This is a genomic window from Microcoleus sp. N3A4 (assembly GCF_036701805.1).
GTDB lineage: Bacteria > Cyanobacteriota > Cyanobacteriia > Cyanobacteriales > Microcoleaceae > Microcoleus.
The window spans coordinates 1-14,663 of record NZ_JAUBRJ010000076.1 but is presented as its reverse complement, the minus strand read 5'-3'; the positions used below and the strand labels follow the sequence as shown (position 1 = coordinate 14,663).

Here is a 14,663-nt window from a genome sequence, read left to right as displayed (position 1 = left end):
TCAAAACTCCACTACTTCGCTACTGACTTCTTTAACTGATAAATTCTGTGTTACCAAATCCACTACTTCTATGTAGCCTGCTATCCCAGCTACTGTGGGAGACTCAAACATCATCTGTATAGATAGATCGAGTCCGAAAGCTGAGTTAATCTCTGACAGGACTTGGGTAGCGAGTAGCGAATGACCCCCTAGTTCAAAGAAGTTATCCTTAACGCCAATGCCTTCAACTCCTAAGATTTTACTCCAGATTTGAGCGATTTGAGCTTCAATAGGCGATCGCGGTAAAACGAAGCCAGTGGAAAGATTTCTCGTGGCTGTATCAGGCGTTGGCAGAGCGCGACGATCCACCTTGCCATTGGGGGTTAAAGGCAGGTCATTGAGAACAACAAAAGCTTGCGGCACCATGTAATCGGGTAGCTTCTGTTGGATATATTCACGCACCTGTGGCACTAGCTTTTGAACTAACTTGCCGGATAGAGGATTGTTAGTGTAGTCAGTCCAGGGTTTGGTAATGACGGCTGAAGTATCCCAAAAAGCGATCGCTGCTTGTGCATCAGATGTCTGCGTTGAACTATTGCGGCAGAACAACACATCATAACAACCATCCTGGCTACTCTCCCACCAACTTAAGTGGACGCTGTAACCGAGTTGCTGCCCCAACTGGTAAAACTGTTCTGGATTGATCCCAACTATTGGCTGTTGTGCTAATACCTGCCGCAGTTGGTTGACTGTTTCCACAGCCGGGGGATTTTCCAACCACTGCCAAATCTGTAGTGCTTGCTGTACCCGTTGATTCGGCACGCGCCTAATTCCCAACAGTTCTGGCTGCTCTTTATGCAGTTGATTTTGAATTTCTGTAAACGAGAGCTTGTCTAGTTGCCAATTTAACCAAGCAACGGTATTTGCTTGAACATTAGTACCGACATGGAGGGTAACATCGTAGCGGAATTGGGTTAGCTCATTTTGCGCGTAACCACGTTTGGGCTGAATTTCTACCCAACCAATCTGGGGAAAACGTGTCTGGAGGGCAATGAAGAAACCCGGATCAATAACCAATTCTTCCTCGGCGGCCAGACTCTGGTGTACCATTCGCTGCCATTGCTCAATAGTTCTATCCGACTCTGCTTGGGACAACTGCACGGCTGCATGGTATTGCTCCAGTAATGGCAAGCTGCGGACATCGCCCACGAAAATCGTACCCTGTTGAGTAATTGTGGCAATCGCTCCTTCTAAAACCTGCAACAGATACTCAATGCTGGGGAAATACTGCACTATTGAGTTCAAAACAACAGTGTCGAATTCTCCTTGCGGGATGCCTTCAAAGTTATCTGCCATTTGGTGCAGCAGGCGCACATCTTCTAGACCCTCAACTGTGCTGCATATCTGCTCAACGTGCTGTATGGCGGCGATAGAATAATCGGTTCCCCAATACTGTTGAGAGTGCTTAGCCAGACGAGATAGCAGTAAACCTGTTCCACAACCAATTTCTAATACGCGCTGAGGAAAGTTAGCTTGAATCCGGCTGACTGTACTCTCAACCCACTCCTGCATTTCCAGATCGGGAATTGGCTGTCTGGTATAACTACTGTTCCAACCAGCAATATTAAATGTGAGGTCATCTGTGGAGGTTTGATTTTGGCTGTAGAGTTGTTCATAGAGCGTTTGCCAATCATTAACATACTCACTCTGCCATTGCGCAACCTGCTGGGGTAATGTTTGACGATGAAGTGCAGGAACTAAATATGCTACCAGACGTTTATCGCCAGGGGTGTCTTCTCTTACAACCACAACACTCTCTTGCAACAAGGGGTGTTGACTCAAAACTGTTTCAATTTCTCCCAACTCGATACGGAAACCCCGTATCTTCACCTGATAATCGATCCGACCGAGAAATTCAATATTCCCATCACTCAGGTAACGTGCCTTATCTCCAGTTTTGTAGAGGCGGGAACTGGGGAAGGTGGGGCCCCCTCTGCGGATAAGGGGTAATGGGGATTGGGAATCAGGAAGAATGTCTCCTCCTCTGCCCCCCGGCTCCTCTGTTCCCCTGCCTCTTAAGAAAGGATTAGGAATAAATTTTTGGACAGTTAACTCTGGTTGATTGAGGTATTCTTTTGCTAGACCATCACCCCCAATGTAGAGTTCTCCTGGTACACCAACGCCCACAGGCTGTAGTTGAGGATCTAATAAATAGATTTGTGTGTTGGAAATTGGCTGCCCGATGGGAATAGTTGTAGCGTCTTCCGGGACATCCTGCACTAAATACCAGGAACTAAATGTGGTATTCTCTGTTGGCCCATAAACGTGCAGTAATCGCTGTGGCGCACCATTTTCCAGTACTTCTTTCACCCATTTAGGATCGACAGCTTCACCTCCAAATAGGAGATGTCTTAGTGAATTGAAAGCATAGGGGACTTCCTGAGCAATTTGATTGAACAAGGCAGTTGTCAAGAATAATACGCTGATTTTATGCGATCGCATAAAGGCGGCGAAATCTTTGGGCGAAAGAGCTAAATCTTTGCTCACCCCTACCAACCTTGCTCCGTTTAGTAGCGCTCCCCAAATTTCAAAGGTAGCTGCGTCAAAGGCGTAATTTGCAGCTTGGGCAATGACATCTGTGGGTTCTATATTGATGTAGTTTGTATTGATTACCAAGCGATTCACGGCTCGGTGAGTCACAGCTACTCCTTTGGGTTTCCCTGTGGAACCTGAAGTGTAAATTACATAAGCGAGATTATCGGGTGTTACTTCTGCTATGGGGTTTTGCTGGCTGAAGAGAGCGATCGCATCTGCATCAGTATCAAAGCAGACAACACGCGCTTGGTGTTTGGGAATTGCATCGGTTAATTTCTGTGTTGTCAACAATACCGATATCTGAGTGTCTTCTATGATGAAAGCTAAACGCTCTTGAGGATAATCTGTATCCAAAGGCACATACGCCGCACCCGCCTTGAGAATTGCCAATAACCCGATCACCATAGATACAGAACGTTCGACACAAATACCCACCAGAACACCTGGTTTCACGCCCAGTTTTTGCAGATAATGTGCTAGTTGATTTGCCTGTGCATTCAACTCCTGATAAGTGAGCTTTTGTTGCCCAAAAACCACCGCGACTGCATCAGGAGTTTGTTCGGCTTGGACTGCAAACAAATCATGGATACATTGGCCTGCTGGATAATTCGTTTGGGTGGCGTTCCACTCTACTAACAATTGCTGCCTTTCTTGTGCTGTCAGTAGAGGTAATTGGCTGACTGGTTGTTCTAAGTTAGTAACGATCGCCGTTAATAAATTTTGGAAATGTTTCATCATCCGGGCGATCGTCGCCGCATCAAATAAATCGCTGCTGTAACAGCAAAAGCCCTCAAGACCTTCAGGAACTTCCCAGAAGTGAACTTCTAGGTCAAACCGCACCGCCTCAAGCCCCCAATGCATTTTATCGACCCTTAAACCAGGCAAATCCCAAGGGTTGGTTGGCGCATTCTGAAGGGCAAACATCACTTGCACCAGTGGGTTGCGATCTAGGTTGCGCTCCAGTTGCAACTCTTCAACTAACATCTCAAAGGGTAAATCCTGATGATCGTAAGCGTTTTGAGTCACCTGTCGCACTTGCTCCAGCAAGGCTTTCAAGGTCAGTTCTGAGGACAGATCGAATCTCAATGCCAGAGTATTGACAAAAAAGCCAATTAACCCTTCAATTTCTTTACGATTGCGATTTGCGATCGGGGAGCCAATTACAAGATCCGTTTGACCACTGTAGCGAGACATTAACACGACAAATCCCGTCAACAGTGTCATAAACAGAGTCGTTCCAGACTTGTGGCTCAGTTGTCTAAGCCGAGAGGTGAGCAAGGCATCTAGTTGAAATCGCTCTGTTCCTCCTCGAAAAGTCTGGATAGCTGGACGGGGGCGGTCTGTAGGCAATTCTAACAAAGGTGGCGCTGCCGCTAACTGTTGTTTCCAGTAAGTTAACTGAGGTTCAAGTACCTGAGTTGTCAGCCATTGGCGCTGCCATAAGGTAAAGTCGGCATACTGTACAGATAACTCTGGTAATTCAACCGCATTACCCGTGGTAATAGCTCGATAATGGGCAGACAATTCGCAGTTCAAAACGCCTATTGACCAACCATCAGCAGCAATATGGTGAATGGCTATCAGTAGTACATACTCGTCAGTCGCAACTTGCCACATCTTGACCCGCAACACCGGATCTTTAGTTAGATCGAATGGTTTGTAGGCTTCTTCGATCGCTAGTTGCTCTACTTGTTTCCAGGGGTCTGCCACATTTTGTAGATCCATCACTGGTAATGTTATGGCTATATCAGGGCCTATTACCTGTATTGGCTTGTCATGCTTGATCTCAAAACGAGTTCGCAGAACTTCATGCCGCCGCACCATCTCCCCAACCGCTTGTTCCAAAGCTTTGATATTGAGATTCCCCACCAAACGCATGGCGAAAGGCATTGTGTAAGCACCACTTTCCCCTTCTAGGTGATGAAGAAACCACAGGCGCTCTTGCGCCCAAGATAAAGGTATGTCTTGTCTTGTGGAAACGGGTAAAATTGCCGGAAGCATCAGACTCGAACCTGTTTTAAGTTCACGTAAGATAACTTCACTTAACTGTGCGATCGTCGGTGACTCCAATAGCGATCGCAAGGGCAATGAAATCCCAAAAGCTTCTGGTAAGCGGGAAATAACTTGAGTAGCTAGCAGGGAATGTCCCCCTAGTTCAAAGAAGTTATCATGAATGCCAACTTGCTCTACTTTTAGGACTTGCGCCCAAATTTGTGCCAGCCTTTCCTCAATTGGAGTGCGCGGAACGATAATTTCCTGAATGTTGATTCCTTTAATTAGGCTCGCGCGATCAATTTCGCCGTTTTCGAGACAAGGCATTTGGGGCAGTGGTACTAAGTTGCAGGTGCAAGAAGTTCCAAAGCAATCTTGCACTGGCAAGTCTGGTAATTGAACCTCGTTACTACTGGCCGTAAAATAAGCAGTCAACTTCTGTAAATTAAAAGCTGACGACTGCCAACGTTGAATGTTTTGGTTGCTGCCATCCAAACCTATCAATAGATGCGTTTGCTGATGTTGTAAGCTGGCAAGCATTGAAGATATTGCTTGAGAAGAAGACATTACATAAAAACCTTTGGCACGGATCAAATTCTTCATCTGATATCCTTGACTCATCCCTGTCTCATCCCACATACTCCAAGCAAGACAATAGCTTGCTAATTCACTCTGGGAATTTTGGTAATAAGAAAAGTGATCGAGAAAACTATTGGCAGCAGCATAAGCCCCGACAGCAGTGCTGCCAAAAAAACCGTGCGCTGAAGAAAAGTTAATAAAAATACTGCCCTTATTGTCTTTCACCAATTGGTGCAACGCCCAAGTACCCAACACCTTAGGACGCAGTATTGCTACTAAGTTTTCCTGAGTTTCTTCAAGTATAAGTTGTTCGTGGAAAGTTCCGGCTAAGTGAATTATTCCATCTAGGTTATTACCCCATTGATATTGAGCTTTTTCAACTATTATCTGCAATTGTTTCAAGTCACAGATGTCAATAGCTTCGTAAATTACCTCTCCTCCAAGCTGTTCTAGTTCCTGATAAGCTTTCAGGCGTTGTGCTATTGTATCTGTTTTCTCTTGATTAGCCTTCCAATTACTTTTATCTGGTAGAGGAGTTTTGCCAACCAACAGTAACCGAGCTTGGTGATATTTCAGCAAATACCGCGCAATTTCAATACCTATACCACCGAGTCCTCCGGTAATTAAATAAGTTCCTCCTTGCTTGAAGCTGACGGGGGATTTAGGTTTTATAGTCCAATCAACTTTTTCTAGGCGAGGAACTAAACGCTGCCTGTCCCTGTAAGCTACCTCTCGTTCTTTAGAGGAAACTTGCATCTCTTGCAATATATAAGCTCCATTTGTTTCAACTTCAGTGAAAGGCAAATCAATGTGGCGACAGTTCAACCAAGGTAATTCTTGAGGAATAGTTTTCAGCACCCCTAATACTGCTGATTTCTCGTAAGCTATTGGGTCAGATGAGGAAATAAACTGGATATGACTAGAAATAAATGATAATTGCACCGAGTGGTCAAAACCTTGAACTTTAGCTAAAGCTTGAACCAGGAACAATAGACTAAATATTCCATTTTCTTGTGCTTGTTCGAGAGCATCCAAAGTTTGGACTTCGCCGCTATATCGGTCATAAGTCCATAGGTGAAGTATTTGTCCGATGATTATGTTGTCTGCCACCAACGATTGGAGTAATCGTTCGTAGTCCTTGGATTGTCCTGGAGTTATCGCGTAGCTTGAACGATTAATTTTACGAAATTCTTCTCCGGGTGAAACAATTATATATGGCAGATTACGCTCTGATAATCTCTGACATAAATATGCTCCTAAGCCGAATGAATCTAGAAATACTAGAGTGGAATTAATAACAGTTAAAGAAGAATTATAAGTAATGGGATTTTTTGGCTGCCATACTTGACGGTAAAACCAGTCGGGAATGGTATTGGCGTTACGCAGTAATATATCAATTCGTTTAATAAGGGAGTGAAATTCACCTATTTGGAAGCGCTGACTCAATTGCGATCGCTGGATTTTACCAATAGCGGTTTTAGGAATAATTTCTTGATTTACTGGAATTAGATAATCTGGGTTTATTCCCACCTTATTGACAACAGAAGTGCGAATTTCCTTAAGCAGATTTACTAAATTACCATCATCAGAGAGAGAAGTATTGAAAAAGATAGCTAGTTTATCAGTATTGATTCCTGGTTCTCTCACTGCACAGGCAGCTGTATAAGAAAGTTCTACTCCTTTAACTTCTTCAACGGCAGCTTCGATTTCGTGACAGTAGTAGTTGAGTCCATTAATGATAATTACATCTTTCTGCCGTCCAGTAATAGTTAAACGCCCTTGATATAGAAATCCTAAATCTCCGGTATTAAACCAACCATCGGGGGTAAAAACTTCTTGGTTTGCCTGTATATTTTGATAGTAACCAGAAGTGACAGATGCACCTTTGACTTGTAAACGACCAATCGTACCTTCTGTAACTATCTGTTCGTTTTCATCAACAATCCGCAGTGAAGCGCCAGCAATTGGAAGTCCAAGTTCTACAAATAAAGCGTCATCTGATGAAGTTTCTAGAGAAAAGCTATCAGAGTAAGTAATACCAGAAGAGGTTTCGCTCATCCCAAAGGCTGGATGAATCGCATTCGTTGGTAAACCATAACGGCGAAGCAGCTTTAAAAAACTCCTGGCTATCTTAGTGACAATGGGTTCCCCAGCGTTAATTATAAAACGCATCGACGATAAATCCCAATGTTTTTGGTGAATATCGATCGTGCGATACCGTTCGCGCAGCATTCCGTAGGAAAGGTCGCCAAGGGCCTCGCAGATTAGCGAAAAGGCAAAATTAGGTGCCCAACTAATCGTAGCTTGGTGTTTATCAATCAAATCTAGCCACAACAACGGATTTTGCACAATCAAGTTAGTGGGTACATGAATTTGCTGACAACCTAAGTCAACAGCCATAATGCTTAAGGAAACTAGCGCACCCACATGATCCAGAGGCATCCAGTTTAAAATGCTTTCCTGAGTGGAAAAATTGCCCATCAAAACTAAGCCACCTGTCATACTCAATAAATTGCGATGATTTAGCATCACACACTTGGGTATACCAGTGCTGCCAGAAGTCAAAAACAAAATCGCTAAATCTTCTGGCTGACTTTGATGCAAATTGAAATCCGCCTCGCACTCACGCAACTTTTCAATAGTTGCAACTTGAAAGTTTTCTAAATTCAGAAACTTTGAGAAGTCATCAATATTGGAAGCTAAAGAAGCGTTGGTTAGTACAAGGGGTTTGCCCAGCATCTGCCAAGTGTTTTGAAGTTTGCTGGCGATAGTATTAGCTAGTTCGTATGTCGGGGCAATGGATATTGGCACTGGAACAAAGCCCCCTAGCACACAACCCCAAAAAGCAGAGAGAAAATCTTGGTTGTCTTCTAGTTGAAAAATTACTTGATCTTGGGGCTTTAGTCCTAGCTTTCTGAATCCCGCTAAAATCCGTTGAGCATCTTGCCACAATTCTCCATAAGATTGAACTTTGTCACTACCATCAGACTGAATGTAGATGATACCTTGAGTTGAATGTTGGGCAGTTCGTTGTAGTAATTCTTGTAAAGTTTTAGGAGCATCTTCGGGGTATTGCAGTGGTTCCCCATGACTAATAGCTAGCTTTTTTGACGAAGACAGCTTCTTGTTTTCTATCTTCTGACTAAGTATAGTTGCTTGTACCTTTTGCTGGCTATCTTCAGAAGCGAGCGCTTGATTGTTACCTAGCAAATCTTGTAAGTGGACAGAAGGAATACTTCTAATAAAAGGTTCAACAACCACCGCAACACGTTCAATTTCTGACAATGACTTTAGTTGCTCCTCTATCCGATCCATTAAGTCAGAGTCAATAATTTCTAAACTGGCTAGAGCAGCTTCATCTACCTGCCCTGTATTCGTTAGGGGTATGGTGGAGACTGGTACCAGTGCTGTGGGTATCAATTTGCTAGGCAGAATTGTTTTCAGGTGAGACAAAAATTGTTCGGCTAGAAATAAGCTTGATGGAACTATATACGCAACTAATTCCTGTTTTAGCTTTTCTCTTTCTCTCTTTATAACTACACAATCATCTACAGCTAAACTCGATCGAATAGCAACTTCTATTTCTCGGTATGTAAAACTTTTGTTACTTAAATTTTCTAAAATTTGACTAGAATTATCTAACTGCATTAGCTTCTATTTCCTATTTTAATCTTACTATGAATTAAAATGATTACTAATTTGGAAGCAAAATCATAATTTATTTGTAAGTAGGTGGACAGGAAAAAACTCAACTATGTAACGCTACATTAAGAACTAGCCGACTGGAACTTGAAACGTTCTGTAGTCCGATCTTCAACTTGATTTCTGGCTTCTACACCGTTCATCACGGCATAAGCAAGGTCTAAGTCGTTTTCAAACATCTATCCTACCAGTTTATGGGTTTTGAGTTGATGCCATTCCGACTCAATCGGATTTATTTGAGAGCAATAGGCCGACAAAAAGAATCATAAGTTATCTATTAAACTAGATAATTGCTTTTCTGTCAAGGCGTTAGCCCTACTAAAGCTAATTTTCCTAGAGAAGCAGAAATTAGTCCAGTGTGGCAGGTGGACAGCCAAAGGCTACAGCATATTGGATTAAACGCTCAGCTTGCCTTTCTAGATAGGATTTGTTCTCCGAACTAGACACCCTTGCATAAATGCAAGCGACTGTTGTATACGCAACTGGGTAAGCTCATCTAATTTTGTAGCGAATGGACTTGACAAAAGAGCCATGAGCTAGAATTTCTTCTATGAAGGTGAGCGAAGGTGCTATCGTGTGCCTAGGCTCTATCTGAGATAAATTTAACCTTATAGCCTTAATCTATTACCCATTTTAATACCTCCGGGTTTTTGTTATAGCGGTAGGTTACACCATCCTTAGTAGTAACAGACTTTTGTTGACTAGCCTTGGTTCGGATCGTAGTAAGAGAATAGTCTGTTAATGTCTGAAGCTCTTTATGAGAAAGTCCTATAATTGTGGCACTTGCTGCTGATTCTAGTTTTATTTTAAGTTCATTTTTCGGGTAAATATCTATCGTAACTTGCTCCTTTTGTGATGGGTTAACAACAATTCCTTTTTGCAATCGATAATCTTGTATAGAAACAAGTTGCCAATTAGATTCTTGTGAAAGCTCTAACACCCATTGATGATAATTAAATAAGCTTTCTCTATGACCAACGCTGATAAAAGTTGTTTTCGTTGATTGTAATTGTTCATATAAATTACCTTCGTTATTTAAATCTAAAGCACTCGTTGCTTCATCTAAGATAGTGAAACTAGGACGTGTAATTAATAGCCGCGCAAAAGCGAGGCGTTGTTGTTCTCCTAAAGACAATATATTTTCCCAAGGAACTTCTGTATCAAAGCCATCTACGCGGGTAAGTAAGTGTTGCAGGTTAACTTGTTGCAAAATGTGTTCAAGTTGGCGATCGCTAATTTTCCTGTCTGTGTGAGGATAGAGCAACTGTTCGCGCAAAGTCCCTAAAATGATATAAGGCCGTTGGGGTAAGAATAATACTTCTTTTAGGGGAGGACGCACTAGACGGCCAGTCCCCGCATTCCACAAACCAGCGATCGCTCTTAATAAGGAACTTTTACCCCTACCACTAGGGCCAACAATCAATAACCCTTCACCTGGCTCGACAGCAACTGACAAATTTTCAACAATCACCTGTTCGTAATTTGGCGTTTGTAAAGTGACATTCTCAAAAGCTAACCGTTCTTCTTCTAGAATTTTAATAGTACTAACGTTCTCTGGTTGTTTACTAACAGCCTGTAGCGCATCCGAAAACTCTGCTAAACGCTTTACATAGCCAGAAAATCGCCCTGAGTTCCCAAACTCCGCTATTAGTTCTCCTAGAGCATTAGAAAACATAAAGCAAGCAAAACTAGCTTGGTTAATTTGTCCATAATCAATTTGATCCTGAAGAAATAAAGGTGTAAGAATGAACATCGAGAATACGCTAATGGCAGACTGATATGCTCTGCCAAAAGCGTCTTGTCCCCTCTCTAAATTCAGCCTGCGTTCAGCAGTTTTTAAAACATTATTAAATCGGCGCTGAATTATATTTAATTCTTCATCTTCTCCATGAAAAAAAGCGATTGATTCAGCGTGGTTACGAACATGAGTTAAGCAATAGGCAAAATCTGCTTTAAATGCAAGTTCTTCTTGGTTAACTTTATTTATTCCTTGATTCAAGTAAACAGCTATTAAATTACCTACAATTGTATAAATAACTAAATAAATTGCGATTTGTGAAGAAACTAGCCAGAGAATTATCAAAGAACTTCCCATTTCTAAAGATTTTTCTAGTAAAGAAGATGATAATCTCAAGCCAATGCTAGTAATAGGTTCTATTTCTTGGGATAAGCGTTGATCTGGATTATCTATATCAGATTGGAAATTGATTTTATAATAAGCTTGATTGCTTAAATATTTTTCTAATACATGAATATTTAGCCATTTGTACCAGTCAAGAATTATTTTTTTTCTGACATATCTCAAAAGAGTCACTAACAAGACCATCCCTACAATAATGAGACTGGAAAGCCATAAAGTACCATTATATTTATCAAGGTCTCTTTGTTCAATAACGATATCAATTACATAGCGATTCCAGTAACTATTTGCAGTATTTGCACCGACAATTACGACTATTAATAATACTAAGAGAATAAGCATTCCCCATGAGCGAATCACATCTGAAAATGCTCTTCCTTCTGCTTTTGTTGGATACCAATAAGGTTGAGCAACTACTTTCACATCCTGCCAAAATTGAATCAAGGCTGAAAAAGGATTTGTTGTGTTTTGCTCAGGCACAGATGGAGTTTGCATATTCTAAAAATGTAGCCGTTACTAATTACACTAGGAATTTTAAAGTGGCCTTTGAGAATCAAGTTAGACTCAGAGGCCATTTTTCTTTTTAGAGAATGGCTGAAAACTTTTATGGTGTTGTATTCGAGATTTGTAGATCCCCCTAAATTCACCTTTTTAAGGAGGACTTTAAATGAACTACCCCGCCCACAAGGGGACGGGGCTTCTCAACTCAACAGCAACAGCCTCCACAGATGACTTGCGTTCCCGATGCAGGCTTACATTGCCTACGAAAGGCAGTAGCGCTGGTTCCCAACGCTAATATTCGTAAGCCCTCATCTCGAATATCGATCGCGACGTTCACATCTCTGTCGTGATGTGTTTTGCAGCTAGGACAAGTCCAACTGCGAACATCTAGCGACAGACTATCAATTTGATTGAGGCAAACATGATAAATCTTACTTGAGGGGAAAAATCGATTGATTTCTAAATAGGTCTTTCCATCAAATTCAGCCTTGTATTTCAATTGTCTGGTGAATTCCGACCAACCAAAATCACTAATCGCTTTTGCTAGGTTGTGGTTTTTCACCATGTTCTTGACTGCCAGATTTTCAACGACGATGACTTGGTTTTCGTTCACCAGTTTGCGAGAGAGTTTGTGCTGGAAGTCTTTACGGGTGTTAGCAATGCGCTCATGCACCCTAGCTACAAGTCGTCTTGTTTTGGCTCGACGCTTTGAACCTTTTTGTTTACGAGATAGCTTTTGTTGTTTCCGTTTTAAGTTGCGTTGATGTTTCTTAAGAGGCTTTGGGTTGTCAAATTTAGAACCATCGGATGTAATCGCAAAATGGGTTAAGCCAACATCAATACCTACAGCTTTAGCTTGACTACCGATCTCAGGCTCCGGTAATCCATCATCAAACAACAAAGAGGTATAATACTTGCCAGCCTTGCTCATGCTGACGGTGACGGTTTTTAATTTACCGTCAAAAATGCGGTGAATCCTTGCCTTCACCTCACCAATTTTAGGCTGCTTAATCTCTCCGTCTAACAACTTAACGTGCTGCGGGTACTGAATCGACTGCTTACCATGCTTGCTTTTGAAATTGGGGTATTTAGCCCGTCCCTCAAAAAAATTGATGAACGCCTGTGACAGATTTAACGACACCGACTGAAGCACTTGAGAATAGCACTCAGCTAACCAGGGAAACTCTTTTTTGAGTTGAGGTAGACGGTCGTTGTATCCCTGTCTTGATAACCCCTTGCCTGTTACCTTGTAGGTTTCGTTGTTCAGGTTCAGAGCATAATTCCACCACCATCTAGCGCAGTCAAAAGCCTTTGATAAAGGTACTTGTTGCGCCTGAGATGGATAGATTCTGACTTTAACAACGTTCTTCATTGTACCTGACTGGGGTGGTGGCACAATTGTACTTTAGCACAAAAAATATCCGTGGTAAATTGCATAGATAATAGTCAATCGGCGCGGCATCGAACCGCTCCGATTGACTCGCCTCTCATCCCCACCCACAAGGGGATAGGGAATTCCCGGCGAATTTTTAAATTTCCTCCCTTTTTAAGGGAGACCAGCTACGCTGTAAGCGTTAAGGTAGGGTAGCAACTGGCGTGGCTTAGGGGGGCAAATCGAATGCACTAGTAGAGCACGGCGTAAATAAAGCAACTATTTCAAATCGTTCAAAAGCTTGTCTTCTAAGCTTTTTGACTTTTGAACGCCAGTTGCTACCCTGCGGGAACGCTAAGAGCGAACAAGTCGGCAGAGCCGCCCAACGCACTGGCTCCTTTTGACTTCCGCCTTGCGGTACTAGGTTAATGGTTCGTCATCAATTTCGACTGTTCTCGGAAAAGGGCCTTGGTCAGGCTCAGTAACTACTACTGGGCTAATATGATGTTTCAGTTTGAGTTTTAACTCATCTGAAATGGGCAATTCTTGAATTTCTTTGAGAAGAAATCTGACAAGTTCAGTTTTGCTACGTTCTGTATAGATGAGCTTGAGAACGTTTTCAATTCCAAATCCCGCTATATATTCCCCTAGAACACCTACGAGCCCAAGCAAGCCTAAACCTCCTAGGAGGCCTAAAGGCCCGCCCAGCGATGAAAGCATAGCGACAACGGCAGCCACACTACCCCCTGATGTAGCCGTTGCAATCACGAAAAGTATGCCAGGAAGGCCTAAACCAGAAATTTTTTTGACGAGTTCATCCATTGTACTTACCTACAATCCTTATAAAGTGAAAAAATGACTAAGAGAGTCATTAGTGAACTACCGACACTCCCGCAAGCGGTGAGTGTAGGCTTCTGGCTTCATTGACAGATGCCCCTTTCCCTTTTGAGTAGGTGGTCTTACTCCGCCTCGGCTCAGTAAGAACGGGGTTCCCTCCGCCCCTCATAGATAATATCCGAATTCCTTCATTCCTTATATTCAGTGCTGCATTACCATCACGGTCATGATGAGTACCACACGATGGACAATCCCATTCACGAATATCGAGTGTTAACTCATCAAGGACGTGACCACAGCATGAACACGTTTTGGAACTGGGAAAGAATCTTCTTATTTCTATAAGTTGACCATCTTCACGCTTCAACTTGTAGTCTAGAAAGTTAACAAACATTCCCCATCCCACGTCGGATATCGAATTTGATAGCTTGCGGTTCCGTACCATTCCCTTGACGTGAAGATTCTCCAGAACAATGATTTGGCTTTTATCTATAGCGTTTCTCAGGTAGATGAGGTATATATCAAAACTCGAAAACCTTGATATTCATAGAATCTGGCGTACCTCATCTTTTTGAGAAAGGCTATACCAATACTTCGGACAGTTTTTCTATGGCCCAATGACTTATCCTCGCTTGACTTCGCAGCCCCTGTGGATAATTAAATCAAAGTCATGTCCACCCCTGACGCGGCATTTAATTCGACTTTTTCACGATCCTTAGCCTGTAAAGCTTGTAGTATCGTTCCAAAAACTGTCCGGAGTATTGTTGTAAAGAAATTAAAAATATTACATTTTGCACCAACTAACTGGTGCAAAATAGACCTCTCCAAGAATTGCGAAATCTTTTGTCAGAGCGGATGAGAGCAGTTTTTCATTACTTTTTAATGGCCTGCTCAAAGAACGGAATTATAAGGGTTTTCAGCATTTATTGTTGAAAACTTGCTCAATTATAGGAGGTTGAATACTAA

5 protein-coding genes are annotated in these 14,663 nt (G+C 42.3%); all 5 read right to left on the bottom strand.

All coding sequences use genetic code 11. From position 1 onward, the window contains the following. The 5 genes from QUA56_RS30170 to QUA56_RS30145 all read right to left on the bottom strand — a co-directional run bounded on the left by QUA56_RS30170 (position 1) and on the right by QUA56_RS30145 (position 14,190). Positions 1-8,793 (bottom strand): amino acid adenylation domain-containing protein, encoded by an 8,793-nt coding sequence (locus QUA56_RS30170; protein ID WP_333365692.1) that lies wholly within the window; start codon positions 8,791-8,793, stop codon positions 1-3. 670 nt (positions 8,794-9,463) lie between these two features. Next, positions 9,464-11,482 (bottom strand): ATP-binding cassette domain-containing protein, encoded by a 2,019-nt coding sequence (locus QUA56_RS30160; protein WP_333365690.1) that lies wholly within the window; start codon positions 11,480-11,482, stop codon positions 9,464-9,466. 211 nt (positions 11,483-11,693) lie between these two features. After that, positions 11,694-12,860, bottom strand: a complete 1,167-nt coding sequence (locus QUA56_RS30155; protein WP_333365687.1) for an RNA-guided endonuclease TnpB family protein — start codon at positions 12,858-12,860, stop codon at positions 11,694-11,696. 420 nt (positions 12,861-13,280) lie between these two features. After that, positions 13,281-13,682: a hypothetical protein gene (locus tag QUA56_RS30150; protein ID WP_333365684.1), complete on the bottom strand. Its 402-nt coding sequence runs from the start codon at positions 13,680-13,682 to the stop codon at positions 13,281-13,283. Positions 13,683-13,731: 49 nt separating this feature from the next. Continuing rightward, positions 13,732-14,190, bottom strand: a complete 459-nt coding sequence (locus QUA56_RS30145; RefSeq protein WP_333365714.1) for an RNA-guided endonuclease TnpB family protein — start codon at positions 14,188-14,190, stop codon at positions 13,732-13,734. Positions 14,191-14,663 lie beyond the last annotated feature (473 nt).